The following is a 14,959-nucleotide window of genomic DNA, read 5'->3' as shown; positions in this document are numbered from 1 at the left end:
GGAGGTACCACAGTGGTGTTAGTGGCCTGCGAATCAGAGGAAACCGCATTACCCACAACACCCACCGCGTTCCCGGAAACATTCACCGGAACCGTCACAGGAACAGCCACCTGAACATTCTCCAGAACGTTGCCAACAATGCCTCCAAGGAGGCCACCGTTACCGGCAGAGCCCTGGTTGGATCCCGGGTTGGAGGTCTGCTGAACCGGGGGTACCACCGTGGTGTTCGTGGCCTCGGAGCCCGAGGAAACCGCATTACCCACAACACCCACCGCGTTCCCGGAAACATTCACCGGAACCGTCACAGGAACAGCCACCTGAACATTCTCCAGAACGTTGCCCAACAAACCACCCAAGAGGCCACCGTTACCGGCAGATCCCTGGTTGGAACCCGGGTTGGAGGTCTGCTGAACCGCAGGTACCACAGTGGTGTTAGTGGCCTGCGAATCAGAGGAAACCGCATTACCCACAACACCCACCGCGTTCCCGGAAACATTCACCGGAACCGTCACAGGAACAGCCACCTGAACATTGTCCAGAACGTTGCCAACAATGCCTCCAAGAAGCCCCGTGTCAGCAGGAGAATGGGCAGATCCCTGCTTGGAACCCTGGTTGGAGGTCTGCTGAACCGGAGGTACCACCGCGGTGTTCGTGGCCTGCGAATCAGAAGAAACCGCATTACCCACAACACCCACCGCGTTCCCGGAAACATTCACCGGAACCGTCACTGGGACGGAAACTTGGACGCTGCCTACAACATCACCGAGCAGGTCACCGAGAATGCCTCTTCTTGCCGAGGCATCGTGGCTGCTGTGGTTGCTGGAGAGCTGGGATACGGCGCTCTGGACCGCGGGGACAAGATCCGAGGTTCCTGAACTTGACTGATCGGCAGCACTCGCTGCACCCGTGCCGAGAGCAAGAAGACCGCCGGCAAAGACCGCTGCACAAAGCGATCGACGAAAAATTGCATGCATGATGAACAACTCCTGAATAAGATTTTTTGACCCTGGTTGCGACCGCAAGCAAGGAAACACCGTGGCTTTTCCCAAATGTCGGGAAGAGGCTCAACGGTTATCTATCCGGGTGTTGATCCGGGGTTTGAGGGCATGGAGGCAGGCAGGGACCAGCTGACATCTCGCAGGGTTGAACCCTGGACCGCGATGCTGAAGTGCCCTGCAAAGTTTTCCTGTGCTGCCCCAGATCCTGATGGTCCACCGGCGCCACTGGCGCCACTTCCGGAACCGGTCGCTGAGGCAGGGCTGGAACTTACAGCCGGCGCACAAGGCCCCACGGCTAGGCCGCTGGTATCCGAGTCACACGAGAAGTAAGCGCTACTTCCAACAGGGAGGCTGGGCACAGCCATGGCCGCGGGATTTACTGCCCCGGATGATCTAGGCACCGCCCCTGAAGCCAAGTATTGCGCCAGAGAGCCAAGACCCCCTGACACGGACAATTTTAGTCCTGAACGCTCTGTTCCAAGCAGCTGAGCTCCGAGAGGCGCCTTCGCGCCTAAGGACTTCTCTGTGCCGTCAGCAGCAGACGTTGCATTGCCAGGAGTGGCGGAGGTCCCGCTCTGTTCAAGGTCCGCGCCCGGGGTTGCAGGCGTGATGGGCGTGCCCGGCACTACCGATCCGGGGGCGCCGGGAGTCCCCGGAGTGCCGGGCTTTACCGGGGGCAGAACTTGATCAATGACATCCTTCACACCGTCGCCCACAGGTACAACAGTCCCTGTGACGCCGTCAACAACCGGCTTCAAGGTCCCGGTCACCGGGGCAACAACGGGAGCCAAAACCTGCACTACCGGAGCCGTGACGTGGTCAACGGTGCCAAGTACAGGCGCAGTAATTGAGTCCACAACGTTGACCATTGGCGGAACCACGGAGGTGGTGACGTTCCGAACCGGGGCAATAACTTTTTCCACCACGGGAATCGATGAGGCCGTCTGTTCAGCCCTGTCGGTGATTCCCGAAACAGGTGCAACAACCTTGGAAACGGTGTTGTTCCCGACAATGTCCTTGACAACGGGAACCTGCGAAACGCTCTTATCCACCACGTTAACCACGGGGGAGAGAATTCCTGAGATCAACCCCTTGCCCTTGGCCGGAGACTGGTCGGAGGATGCCGGAGCATCCGGAGCATCGGGAGCAGCAAACGCTCCTGATGACCCTAGAAAGAAGAAAAGAGCGGCGAACAACGCCACTCCAAAAGCTATACGCACCAGGCGCACTGGGGTGCCGTCAAGCATCAGCGACTTGGCGTCAGCATGCACAGCATTCACCCCCAGTGAAGAAAGTACTACGAGACCGTTTTGCTCCAGATGACCCTTCAAGGTGTCACCAGTCACAATAACTACTACAAACAGTACGTTGCCCGGCCTGCAAACTCCAGCAAAAACGAAATAATCATCTTTGCTACGTTTGCGGACCGGGCACCGAAGTGTTCAACTATCCAGGATGTGAGCCTCAGCCGAGGACGGATGCTCCGCGCGAGAGCTCAACCATGTCCTCGCGCGGAACAACCTTCACGCGTTCGCGCTGCACCGGTCCGGCCTCGGATGCCGCTGCACCGAGCGCCTTTTCATGGGCGTCGAGCTCCAACCAGCCCTCCCAGGAAGTGAATTTCACTCCGCGTGAATCAAGCAGCTCCACAATTGATTCCGGGGCAGCAGACGTAGCCAGGGGCAGAGAGTCGCGGTCGGAAAGTAGGTGCGTGATGGTTTCCAGGGCGTCGCCCTTGGTACTGCCAATCAGACCCACCGGTCCGCGCTTGATCCAGCCGGTCGCGTAGACACCCGGCACGTGGGTTCCGTCGGCGTCCAGAACCCGGCCAGCCTCGTTCGTGACAACGCCGCGCTGGTGGTCAAAGCCAACGTCAGGCAAGGCGGAACCGAAGTAGCCCACCGAGCGGTACACGGCCTGGACCGGGTAGTCAATGAACTCGCCCGTGCCGCGGGCATTGCCTGTGCCATCGAGCTCGGTGCGCTCGAACTTGATACCCGTGACCACGCCGTCTTGACCGGTAACCTCTACGGGGTTGTGCAGGAAGTGCAAGTGGAGACGGCGGGAGGCACCCGTGGTGGGGTCAGCGGCGTCGTCCTCCTGCTCAACCAGCCAGTTGGTGAGCGTATTGACCATGGTCTTGACCTGGTTGTTGGTCTTGACGGCGTTATCCGAGGCCTCGTCGAAGTCGAAGTCCTCCTCATACAGGACAATGTCCACATCACGGGAATGCGAAAGCTCACGCAATTCCATGGGCGTGAACTTCACCTGTGCCGGGCCGCGGCGCCCGAAGATGTGCACATCCGTGACGGGTGAGGATTTCAGACCCTGGTAAACGTTGTCCGGGATTTCCGTGACGAGCATGTCATCGGCATGCTTGGACAACACGCGCGCAACATCGAGGGCCACATTGCCGTTACCAATCACGGCAATTTCCTTGGCGGTCAGCGGCCATTCGCGGGAGACGTCGGGGTGACCGTCATACCAGGAGACGAAATCGGCGCCGCCGTAGGAGCCCTCCAGCTCAATGCCGGGGATGTTCAGGTCCGCATCGTTGATGGCGCCGGTGGCGAAGATGACGGCGTCGTAGTGCTTTTGCAGGTCCTCCAGCGCAAGGTCAGTGCCGTAGTCAACATTGCCGAAGAAGCGGATATCCCCGCGGTCCAGCACCTTGTAGAGTGCGTTCACAATGCCTTTGATGCGCGGATGATCCGGCGCTACGCCATAGCGAATCAGTCCGTACGGGGCGGGGTAGCGGTCAAAAAGGTCAATGCTGACAACCAACCCTTCCTTCACTTCAGTGCTCTTAGTCAGCATGTCCGCTGCGTAGACACCGGCCGGACCGGAACCGATGACGGCAATACGCAGCGGTCGCTCGGCAGTTCCTGGCGCAGCTGAAGTGTGTGATGACACGGAGGTGCTCATTTCTATATTTTCAAAAAGGGCTTATGGATAAGTCTAAGAGAGAGAACTGATAGTTTCCCGCGTGCCGTAATTGGCGGTGGCCAATTCAATGGGCGCCAGTGGGCTGACCCGCACCACATCACCAACGACGACGACCGCTGGGTTGCGTACCCGGCCCGCCTGGGCGAGAGCCACGATGGTGCCCAGGGTGCCGATGGTGACCCGCTGATTTTTGGCGTATCCATTCTCAATGATGGCGACGGGGCAGTCCGGACCGCGTCCAGCAGCTTCGAGAAGGGGGATGGACCGGTTCAAGGTGCCAACACCCATCAGAAGGACTACCGTATGATCACTGCCCTGCGGAACGTTTTCCAGTTCCTCATGACCGCTGATCATGGTGAATGCTTTGGCCAGGCCACGGTGTGTGACGGGGATACCAGCGGCTGCGGGAACGCTGACGGCGCTTGTGACACCGGGGACAACTTGAACATCAACACCGTTTTCACGGCAGGCGATGGCTTCCTCACCACCGCGGCCCAGCACGTAGGGATCCCCGCCCTTGAGCCGGACCACCCTGTTGCCCGCCTGCGCCTCCCGGACCAGGATCGCATTGATTTCGCTTTGCGTTACGGGGTGGTGGCCGGGTGTTTTACCAACCTCTATGATTTTGACGTCATCACTGAGGGTGCTCAGCAGGCCGCGCGGGCCGAGCCTGTCAGCAACCACCACGTCCGCCTCGGCCAGGAGCCGCCGGCCACGGACAGTGATGAGATCTTCTGCTCCGGGGCCGCCACCAACAAGGGCAACCGAGCCGCGCTGGCCGGCAGTCCGGTAACGCCGCAGGGGCAGTTCACCAATTTCCAACGCCGCTGAAATGGCGTTGCGGATGGCCACTGCCCGCAGCGGGTCTCCCCCAGCGTTGACGGCAACCTTGATGTCCTCAACAGTAGCCACGGCAGGTGTCCATGCCGCGGATTCTTGCGCATTTGAGTGGTTCACGCACCAGGTGCGGTTCGCTTCGGCGTCGAGAGCCACACGGGAGTCCACGGCGCTGTTGTTAGTGGCGGCCACAACATACCAAGCCTGTGTCATGTCAGTGCTTTCATAACCGCGGGCATGCCAGCGCAGCAGCCCGGCATCCGCCAGCTCCTGCGCCGGGACGCTGAGAACCGGGGCAACCAGCGTCACTTGGGCTCCGGCGTCTAGCAGGGCCTTGGCGCGGCGGGCCGCAACGGTGCCGCCGCCCACCACCAGGACGGGACGGCCCAGCAGCCTCAATGAGGTGGGGAAGAGATCAACAATAGCCATGACACAAAACCTTAGAGAGGAGCGATATTTGCACACAAGGAACGCGTTACACCTGTTCACGTGGAGTCACGGGAGGACACATTTTACGTAGTGTCAGGGGCTCAACAAAACAGCTCCGCTCCGGGGTCAGGCTAGCGGGTGCTCCCTGCGAGGAGGCCGCGTCCGCGCAGCAACCGCTTTTCCACGGGGGCAAAGATCAACAGTTCAACGGCGATGCCCACGAACAAAATGATCAAGATTGCGGACATCACGATCCCCATGTCAGAAAGCTGCCTGCCCTGCTCAAGGAGCGAGCCGAGGCCGAATCCCAAAGAGCCGCCCATGGCGATGATCTCCGCTGCCATGAGCGAGCGCCAGGAGAATGCCCAGCCCTGTTTCAATCCGCCCACATAGCCGGGCAGTGCTGCCGGGAGTACCACGTTCACAGCCATTTCCCACCGTGAGGCACCCAGAATCTGGCCCACGCGGCGGTATTGCGGCGGGATTTGGTCCACGCCGGCGATGAGCCCGTTGATGATGGAGGGGATGGCGCCCATGAACATGACGAAGTAGACGGTGGCATCAGTCAGCCCGAACCAGATGATGGCGGCCGGCACCCACGCCACGGAGGGCAGCACCTGCAGCCCTGAAATCAGCGGGCCAAAAGCGCGACGCAACAGCTTCACTTGGGAGAGCAGCAGGCCAATCGGTGTGGCCACCACAATGCTGATGGTGAAGCCCATGATGCCGCGCTGCAATGAGGTCCACACCGCTTCCTGCGCGGTTCCGTTCTGCCACAACGCACCGAGTGAGCCCAGCACATCCAGCGGTCCAGGTACCAAATCCCGGCGTCGCAGGCCCAGCGAAACATAAAACTGCCACGCCAGCAACACCACAATAAAGGCGGCCAACGGCAATAGCACGCGGGAGAAATCGAACCCTCTCCGCTCAACTGACTCTGATTGCAGCGAATCCAGCCCCGCTTCGAGGGAGCGCATCTCCTCTTCAGTACCACTTTTTATCAACGGTGACGTTACTGTTTCAGGCATGTTTACGGATCTCCTGGCGTAATCGGGCGGTGATGTCCGCGGTCAGCTCTCCGGCCGCGCCTGCATCCGTTCGGTGTTCATCGGAGACGTTCCACTGCGCCACCACCTTGCCGGGCCGGGAGGAGAGCAGTAGCACGCGCTGCCCCAACCGCACGGCTTCGCGGACGTTGTGGGTGACAAAAATGATGGTGCGCCCGGTTTCCTTCCAGACCCGTTCCAGCTCATTGTGCAGCAGGTCCCGGGTGATGGCGTCCAGTGCGGCAAAAGGCTCATCCATCAGCAGCAGTGGCTTGTCCTGCGCCAGCGCCCTGGCCAGCGCCACACGTTGACGCATACCCCCAGAGAGCTCATGCGGACGCTTTGCCACCGAATGGCTCAGATTCACCAGCTCCAGCAGCTCCGCCGCGCGGATCCTGCGTTCAGCCCGGCCCACACCGCGCAGCTTCAGCGCCAGTTCAACGTTTCCGCGTGCACTGAGCCACGGGAACAGGGCCGAGTCCTGAAACATGAACGCTGCCCCGTCCTCGGGCACTTCCAAGGCGCCGGCGCTAGGTACGTCCAGACCTGAAATGATGTTCAGCAGGGTCGATTTCCCACAGCCCGACGCGCCCAGCAGGGCCACAAACTCGCCTTGGCCCACTGTCGCGTTCACGTTATCGAGCACCGGCGCGCCGTCCCCAAAGCGCTTGCCCAGGTTTTCCAGGACAACGGCGGGTGCCCGGTTTGCGCCGCCGGCCTCCCGTGTACTGGGCGTGTCAGTCGTGGCGTCAGCAATCAGTAGCTCTGTCATTGTGTTCCTAATCCTGCCGCCGTGACGGGTTGTCCGCCGGCTGCTTTGAGTACTTTGTTCAACAACGTCAGCTCGAAGAGCCCTTTGAGGTCAGCCGGCTTGGAAACACCAACACTGACCCCGTGGTCCAGCAGCGTGGGGAATGTGGCCGCCAAAGGATCCGCAGTGAATGTCAGTTCCGAGAGGGACCGGGCAATCACCTTGTTTTCCAAAGGCTTTCCAATGGCCACCTTCAGCGCCTCGTTGATGACGGTGCCAGACTCGGTTGGGTGCTCATCGAGCCATTTGAGAGATTCCACATGTCCCCTCAGCAACCCCTCCACCGTTTGCGGGTGTGCTTCTAGGAATGTTTTATTGACGGCGAGCACGGTGGTGCTGAACTCGCCGTTGTCCCAGAGGTCAGCCTCATTGACTAGGACTTTGGCCCCTGCCTGGAGCACCATGCGGGAGGTCCAGGGCTCGGCGACCCATGCGCCGTCGACCTTGCCCTCCTGGAAAAGCTGCAATGTTTGGGCATTGGTGGTGGGGTTGATGGTGACGTCACCGCCGCCTGTGGTGTTGGTACTCAGCCCCCGCTCTCCCAGCCATTTGCGTAGCGCCACATCCTGAGTGCCGCCTAGTTGCGGGGTGGCGATGGTTTTCCCGCGCAGCTGTGCAACATCGGTAATGTCCGCCCGGACCACAAATTGGGCTCCACCCGAGGCGGCACCGGCAATGATGCGGATTGATTCGCCACCGCTTTGCACAAAGGAGTTCAGTGCGGGATTAGGGCCAAGGTAGGCGGCGTCGATGGCGCCTGCGTTGAGCGCCTCAACCGTGGCAGGGCCAGTGGTGAAGACCTGCGTTTTCAGTTGTGTTGCACTCAAATCTTTGGCGAAGATACCTTTTTGCACACCCACCAGTGCCGGTCCGTGGGTGATGTTGCCAAAGTAGCCAAGCTTGACGACGGCGGCCGGCGCGGTTTCCGGGACGAGCGCAGCAGAATCGGTGCCCTTGGCGTGCACGCTGGCCACGGCCGCCCCTGCCCCGATCAAGGCAATGAGTGCAGCGAGAACAAAAACTTCCACTCCGCGAAGCTTGTGCTGGGGCTTCTTACCGGCAACGATGCGCCGCAGCCGCAGCACGGGAACGTTGTGCACGGAATCGGGGCTCTGCGGTTTTTCAGGGCGGTTGCTTGCCGTCATGGGACAGATCCTTCGCATGGGTGGGGTGGCAGCCGGGAAGACTCTCCTGCCGGTCGTCATGGTTAAACGTTAGGGACTGCCGGTGAGCCGGTTCAATGACGGGACTCCTTGGGTCATACAAAGTCATTGAGCGTCATAAAATGTTGGTAGCCGGCGGGCCTGGCTGCCCGTGTTCAGCCCATGCCTGCGGCAGATACCGCGGGCTGGCCATTCTTCTGCAGTATCCGGTTCAGCGGATGCAGCTCGAAGATGCCTGACAGGTTCGCTGGCTTGCCAACCCCCGCATTTACCCCGTCAGCCAACAGTTTGGGGAACGTGCCGGCCTGCGGATCGGCGGAGAACGAAAGTCCCGCCAGGGAACGGTCCAGGACGTCACTGGGCAGTTCTTTCCCAGCTGCCGATTTCAGCGCCGCATTGACTGCCGTGGCGGCATCTTTTGGATGAGTGTTGAGCCAGTCGATGGCCTCGGTGTTGCCGGCCAGCAGGGCCTCAACAGTTTGTGGATGCTCTACCAGGAACTGCTTGCTAACGATCAAAATGGTGGTGGCGAACTTACCCTGGTCCCACAAGTTCGCTTCGTTGACGAGCACTCTTGCCCCGGCCTGGAGCACCAGGCGCGAGGCCCACGGCTCAGGCAACCAGGCACCGTCGAGTTTCCCCTCTTGGAAAAGTTTCAAGGTGCTGGCATTGTCGGTGGGGTTAATGGTGACATCACCCCCACCGCTGGGCGTGGTGGCCATGCCTTGGCCGGCCAGCCACGAGCGCAGCGCAACGTCCTGAGTGCCGCCTAGTTGCGGGGTGGCTAGGACCTTCCCGCGCAACTGCGCCGCCGAGGTGATGGCGGGTTTGACCACAAGTTGGGCACCACCGCTCGTGGCGCCAGCGATGATGCGGATGGACTCGCCGCCGCTTGTGACGAAGGAGTTGATGGCCGGGTTGGGGCCCAGGTAGGCGGCGTCGATGGCCCCGGCGTTCAGGGCTTCGATCGCTGAAGGGCCAGCATTGAAGACCTGGGTTTCCAACGTTGTTGCCCCGAGGTGTCTGGCGAGAATGCCGTTGTTGACCCCGATCAGGGCTGGAGCGTGGGTGACGTTTGCGAAGTACCCGAGCCGGAGGCTGGCGGCGGGACCGGCTACGGCGTGCCCATCGTTGGCGTAGTTGGTGGCGGTGTTGGTGCCCGCGCTCCCTGCCGCGATGGCCGCACCAGCGCTGATCAAGGCAATCAGTGCGGCAAGGACCACGATTTCCACCTTGCGCAACTTGTGGCGAGTTTTTTGACCGGCCACGATGCGGATTGTTTTCAACTCTGGAGCGACTGTGGACTCCGGTGGAGTGGCGGGGATTCTCGTCATGGATCAAGGCTAGGGAAGGCGCCAGTCACCCACAATGATGCTGACGTGCTGCGTCACGCACAGTCATTCCACGTCACAAATTGGTGCACCCTCGGCTACGCGATTCCCCAGCATGACGAAACGTTCAGTCACTCCCGGGGCGAAGCTTACGCAGCCGCGAGCGCAGTTTCCTTTCCCTGTTGATATCACTACCAACCTCTTTAGTGGCATCAACGTAGGATTCTCCCAACGTTTCCAGAAGGAGGTCATCAGCCACACGGACTTGTCCCGGTGAGAACCTGTATTCCATGATTCTGGCAACCCGGTCCGGATCCATTGAGCTGAACCATTCCTCCGCAGCGTTGACGGTGTCGATCCCGTTGACGCCAAGAACACGGACCATCCAGTCGTACTGATTTTCTTTGCTGGTGCGGTATTGGGGGAATGCGCGGGCCAACACGCTTTGGAGGGATCCGGCGTCGAGCAGCTTGGTTTCTTGGGCAGCATCAGTGGCACTTTCGACCTGCAACCGTTTCAGGATGTCGCTAATGTTCACAAATTGTTGGTCCGCCAGCTCAATGAGTGTGGAGGCCATGGTGAAGGCTCGGCTGATTTCGGCGTTGTCACCGCTTGATCCCTTGAAACGGATATCGTGTTCAAACTCCGCCCAGGCATGTTGGAGTACCGTGCGGATCTGCACCTCAAAACGCTGACCGGTGTACTCTTGGCAACCGTTGGGTGGGTTGTGGGCCGGCACTTCAAGTGTCAGGTGGCGTCCTGCGTAGCCAATGCCGCCGTTCTTGCGCATCATGGCGGTTTTGTCTTCATCGTCATGGCAGATGAACTGGCTAGAGAGTGCGATCGCCACAGCGTCAATGTCCGATTCCACGAAGAGGATGACACGGACACCGATCAAGTCATCGAGCTTTGCCAGGCCGCCAGGGTATTTCAACAAGCCGTCATGGTCGCGACGGGTCATCTTCTCGGCTGCAGACTCGGCTGACTTCACTCTGAACTGCACGTCGTGGTGGTTGAGCCCATCGTCATGGAGCCTGCCCACAATCGTGTTGCGAATGGCCTGCGCGGCGTCTTCCAACGCGGTTTTTTGTGCAGATCTTTCTACAAATACCTGGTCCAAGTGAACGATTGCCTGCCCCATAATTGCAACTCATTTCTTCCAGCGCCCTGTAGCTACAACTCTACGCACGGCCCGGGCCAATGTCTCCCCTGCGACCATCACAATACGGCTGGCGGTGCGGTTTATGTCACGGCTCGCCTTGGTGGCGCATCGGTTCAGTGTCCGTGAGGTGGCGCATCGAGTCTAGAGCCGGTTCACGGGATCCAGAACCCGACTGTGCACAGTAGCCGGGTCTCATCATCGGCACCGTCCGGTGGATCAATCGCTGGCGGAAATACCCCGAAGCTACGCCATTGTTCCGCGTTGGGCACAACGTGTTCATTCATCCCCGCAATCAGCTCGGGGGACAAATGGAACGGGATTGAAAGGTGTTTGGCAATAAGCCACGCTTGAAAACCCCGATACATTGCCAGGTGTGCGAAGCCCTCCTTTGCAGGGTAGTCGCCGTACTGAAAACGGAAGATTGCCTCCCCATCGACGCCCGCTTGAACAGCGGCCGTTGCGGCGTCGTTCAGCGTGTCATAAGCAGCGATCGGGTCATCCCCAAGGAGATCGCGATCGCGCAGCTCATCCCCGTCCGCAACCGAAGCACCGGCAATCACTGCGGGAACCCAGGCCTCGTCGTAGGCGTGAGCCCTGAGGATGTCCAGGATGGTGGGATTGGCACTTTGCGTCCATCCGGCGGGAACCGGCTTATCAAAATCCTCTGGGGCGATGCGGTCAATGACGCTTCGAAGTGCGGCGTCAGTGGCGAGGAATAGCTGATCGGTTTCCATGTGGGGAGCCTACTCTGCGGCAGCAACATTTGCCACGAAAATGCCACTGCTCCTCCGGCTGAGCGCAACCCGACGAGGACGCCATCCGCCTCGAGACCGGCACCTTTAGCTCGGGAGTTCTCTACCTCACCAGCAGTTGCCCCAGCTCTTGGGTGCAACGAGTCAGCGCCACATAGAGTCCGTTCCACCCGCGCGGCGCAGCGGCAATGCTTGGCGCGTCAATGAGCAACGTGGCATCCCATTCCAGCCCCTTGGCATCAGTCGCGGAGAGCACTGGGGTGCCGGGCAGGGCCTCCCGCAAAGCTGGCAAGCGTTCCAGGGGCGCAATCACACCGACCATCCCGCCCTCCCAGCGTGCTGAAAGTTGCTCGACGGCGCGTACTGCTTCAGCGGCCAGCTCATCTTCGCTGACGGAGCGTTCCCACGGCTCAATGCCAGCAGCGCGAACGGCGCGAGGAGGCTCATTTTGGCTGCCGGCGTTGCGAAGTACTGCGCCGGTGAGAGCCATGACCTCCAGAGGCGTGCGGTAACAGATGGTCAACTGCGCCTCGGTCCACCTTTCACCGAAGGCAGCACTGACCGCTTCTTGCCAGGTGGCGTGTCGGTGGGGCGCCTCGGCTTGGTCGATGTCGCCAACAGCGGTGATCGATCGGGAAGGGCAGCGGCGCATAACCATTTGCCACTGCATCTCCGAAAGCTCTTGGGCCTCGTCAATGACAATGTGGCCGTATACCCAGTCCCTTTGTGCGCCAGCACGATCGCTCATAAATTCGCCCTGCCCATTGTTGGGGATGACATCGCCCAACAAATCAGCCAACGCGTCATACAAGGGCAGATCACTGCTGGCCCACGTCTGTGGCTCGCCGACGATCAATCCCCGTTCGGCATCGGTAAGCTCCGGCACCCACTGCTCCAGCAGTGCCTCATCGCCTAAGAGCCGGCGCAGTTCGGCCGTCGTATCGAGTGTTGGCCACCACCGCTGAAGCGTTGCGTTCACGCCGTCGTCATCCGCGATCCTCTCACGGAGGAGGTCAATGTCTTCCTCGGTGAGCATCCCGTCGACGTCAGTGCCTGTTGCCCCGGAGCGCACAGCGCGATTATCGGCGTGGGTGAAGACGGCATCGAAGTCGCTGAGCAGGTCCTCAAGTCCGTCTTCAACCTGTGCCATCGTCGCTTCGCTGCGTGCCACGACGGCATCGGTGAGTTGGTCCTGGACCTGCTGGATGAACACTGCGCGCGCACCATGGTAGGAGCGTCCCGAGGTTGCCGAGGCAACGGTCCGGGCGATCTGTGCTTCATCGATCGTGTACCCTTCCCCTTCCCACAGCAGTTCGACGCCGGCTGGTTGCGGCAGGCGCGATGCGCAATACCGGGCGAGCCCTTGTTGCCATAGCGCCCTGCCCTTGATCTCTGCGACCTCACGCTGTTCCGAACGCTCCACACTGATGCCAGGAACCAGGGTGTCGCAGGTCGCCGAGACTATTGCGGTCTCCCCCAGCGCCGGCAGTACCTGGGCAATGTAGTCCAGAAAACGCGGTGACGGTCCCATCACCAAGACTCCCTGTGCGGCGAGCTTGGGATACGTGAAAAGTAGGTACGCCACCCGGTGCAAGGCCACCACTGTTTTTCCGGTGCCCGGTCCGCCCTGGACAACCAGCGGGCCGCGGGAATCCGCGCGAACCACATCGTCTTGCTCACGCTGCAACGTTGCCGCTGCCGTACTCATCTGGCCCGTGCGCCGCTCGCCGAGGGCGGCGAGCAGGGCCCCCTCACCCACCAGTTCACTGGCCCTGGAACCATCCAGCGGCTCGTCATCAAAGCTGATGACCTTGCGCCCTTGGGTGCGTATATGACGACGACGGGCCTGCCCTTGGGGGTCCACCGGCGTTGCCGTGTAGAAGGCCCGTGCGGCCGGTGCACGCCAGTCGATGACGAGAGGATCGCCGTCGTCGCTGGGGCTGGGAATACCCACGCGCCCCAGATGGCGCACTGTCTCATCGAGTGCATCGATCCGGCCGAAGATCAAACCTTGCTCCGCGTGCTGGAGTTCCGCACGGCGGCGGATCAGCATGCGCATCCGGGCCTGCTCAACTGCGTCCTGCGCCGGGGTGGCGAGCTCCGCCTCAAGGCGCTCAAGTATCCCGTCGCGGCGGGCGAAGGCCTCGTCGAGGATGAGCTGTTCCTCCGCTGCGGTTCCTATGTGCGCTGCGGCGTCATCTGTAACAAGTGTGGTCACGTTATTAAAGGGCACTTACACTCTTTCACTACGAAGAACTGTTCTCGCTTACGAGGCAACACCAATACCTACGAAAATATTCCAACTAGCTCAACTCGCCGGCGTGTACCTTCGGCGGTGCGTCATCTGAGCTGCCCGGACGCGACCTTTTGAGTCCGGGCACAAAGTGGACCACTGTTAGCAGCAGCCACGTGACCACCACAAAAGGCCAGGTATAAAGGGCGGGCACACCCTGAGTGAGCATCGAAAGCCCAGCAGCCAGTAGCGCCCCCACCGCGGCCAATGCCCATGGCTGCCAGGAACCTGCCACGAACAACGCAGCCATGGCAATGGCCACCAGAACACTGGAGTAGCCCAACATGCCGTGCCCCAACAGCAGGGGGTCCGCTCCGGTGGCCACAGCTATCACGCTTGAGAGGACACTGCCCACCAAAGCTGCCAACCCCACTTTCCACTGTGCAAGAAATAGGGCGGCAAGGATCAGCCCGCCGGCAATCACGGAGTCAATCAGCACCACCTGGGACACATTGGCCAAAATGGAGCGCAGGAAAAGGGCAACAGGCGATCCGTCCATCGTGATGTAGGCCGGTGCCACGCGACGGTCTGCCGTGGCGAAGAACAAAATACCGGCAACAAGGCAGAACGGTGCCGTGATGGAGGGTAACTTGAGGGGCCCGAGCAGTGCGGTTCGGAAGAATCTTTGAAAACCCCACGTCACGGGTGCGCACGCCGCACCGCCCAGAAGCGCAGCGATGGCTCCCGGCAGACCGCCACCAATAGCCGCGAACGCCGCGGCTCCCACGAGTGCTCCGCAAAATCCGTGGTCGCCGGCGCGCACCATCGCCGCCGGTGCCCGCATCAGCAATCCGGTCACCGTGGAGGCTGCGCAGCCCAGTAGTGCCAGAAGCGCCATCTGCCAACTGGCCACCGCAAAAGCGGCCAAGATCAGCAGCCCGGGGAGCATTTGAGCCTGAAAGAATATCTGCGAGAAGCCAAGCAGCAGCGTACGGCCAGCTCTGCGCAGCAGCGGTTCCCTCGATGGCCGGGCGGCCGGTTGAATATGGTTCACATCGAGACTTTACTCTCGGTTCGGGGCCGCTAATGACACGGCGCGCAGGTGGGTGGATCCGCTGCCGAATTTGTGCTGGTCGCGGCTCCTTGCAGGCGGGTGGCCGGATCAACGATGGGTTTGTCCGTGAACGTGGGAAAAGCCGTGGGCCTGAGCATCATGAGGTAGATGTTCTCCTCCACCACACAACCCGGGCG

The 14,959-nt window shown here is 60.8% G+C and carries 11 protein-coding genes and 1 pseudogene; all 12 read right to left on the bottom strand.

The genetic code is table 11. From position 1 onward, the window contains the following. Window positions 1-974 (bottom strand): annotated as a pseudogene (locus tag CVS29_RS06070) (DUF320 domain-containing protein); the annotation flags it as partial. Between the two features lie 101 nt (window positions 975-1,075). Further along, window positions 1,076-2,344, bottom strand: a complete 1,269-nt coding sequence (locus tag CVS29_RS18380) for a hypothetical protein (RefSeq protein ID WP_170120912.1) — start codon at window positions 2,342-2,344, stop codon at window positions 1,076-1,078. Window positions 2,345-2,462: 118 nt separating this feature from the next. Further along, window positions 2,463-3,923, bottom strand: coding sequence for an FAD-dependent oxidoreductase (locus CVS29_RS06055; RefSeq protein WP_179442487.1), 1,461 nt, complete (start codon window positions 3,921-3,923; stop codon window positions 2,463-2,465). A 33-nt stretch (window positions 3,924-3,956) separates the two neighbouring features. Beyond that, window positions 3,957-5,210, bottom strand: coding sequence for a uroporphyrinogen-III C-methyltransferase (gene cobA / locus CVS29_RS06050; protein WP_110105454.1), 1,254 nt, complete (start codon window positions 5,208-5,210; stop codon window positions 3,957-3,959). A 131-nt stretch (window positions 5,211-5,341) separates the two neighbouring features. Then, window positions 5,342-6,238 (bottom strand): ABC transporter permease, encoded by an 897-nt coding sequence (locus CVS29_RS06045; RefSeq protein ID WP_110105453.1) that lies wholly within the window; start codon window positions 6,236-6,238, stop codon window positions 5,342-5,344. Beyond that, a complete protein-coding gene (locus tag CVS29_RS06040) occupies window positions 6,231-7,028 on the bottom strand; it encodes an ABC transporter ATP-binding protein (protein ID WP_110105452.1) in 798 nt (265 codons plus the stop codon). Before CVS29_RS06040 ends, CVS29_RS06045 begins: the two co-directional genes overlap by 8 nt. Beyond that, window positions 7,025-8,212 carry an ABC transporter substrate-binding protein gene (locus tag CVS29_RS06035; RefSeq protein WP_110105451.1) on the bottom strand — a complete coding sequence of 396 codons (1,188 nt, stop codon included), beginning with the start codon at window positions 8,210-8,212 and terminating at the stop codon, window positions 7,025-7,027. The genes CVS29_RS06040 and CVS29_RS06035 overlap by 4 nt, the downstream gene beginning before the upstream one ends. Before the next feature lie 173 nt (window positions 8,213-8,385). Beyond that, entirely contained in the window at window positions 8,386-9,564 is a 1,179-nt protein-coding gene (locus CVS29_RS06030) for an ABC transporter substrate-binding protein (RefSeq protein ID WP_110105450.1), read from the bottom strand. 124 nt (window positions 9,565-9,688) lie between these two features. Continuing rightward, window positions 9,689-10,702 (bottom strand): GTP pyrophosphokinase, encoded by a 1,014-nt coding sequence (locus tag CVS29_RS06025; RefSeq protein ID WP_110105449.1) that lies wholly within the window; start codon window positions 10,700-10,702, stop codon window positions 9,689-9,691. 173 nt (window positions 10,703-10,875) lie between these two features. After that, entirely contained in the window at window positions 10,876-11,457 is a 582-nt protein-coding gene (locus CVS29_RS06020) for a hypothetical protein (protein WP_110105448.1), read from the bottom strand. 121 nt (window positions 11,458-11,578) lie between these two features. Continuing rightward, on the bottom strand, window positions 11,579-13,708 hold the full coding sequence (locus tag CVS29_RS06015; protein ID WP_110105447.1) for a HelD family protein: 2,130 nt from the start codon (window positions 13,706-13,708) through the stop codon (window positions 11,579-11,581). Window positions 13,709-13,778: 70 nt separating this feature from the next. Beyond that, window positions 13,779-14,762, bottom strand: a complete 984-nt coding sequence (locus CVS29_RS06010; RefSeq protein ID WP_146212999.1) for an urea transporter — start codon at window positions 14,760-14,762, stop codon at window positions 13,779-13,781. Window positions 14,763-14,959: the final 197 nt, after the last annotated feature.

Origin of the sequence: Arthrobacter psychrochitiniphilus (genome assembly GCF_003185915.1) — a bacterium.
Taxonomy (GTDB): Bacteria; Actinomycetota; Actinomycetes; order Actinomycetales; family Micrococcaceae; genus Specibacter; species Specibacter psychrochitiniphilus.
Note: the sequence above shows the minus strand (reverse complement) of the source record. Positions and strands in the feature narration are given on the sequence as shown.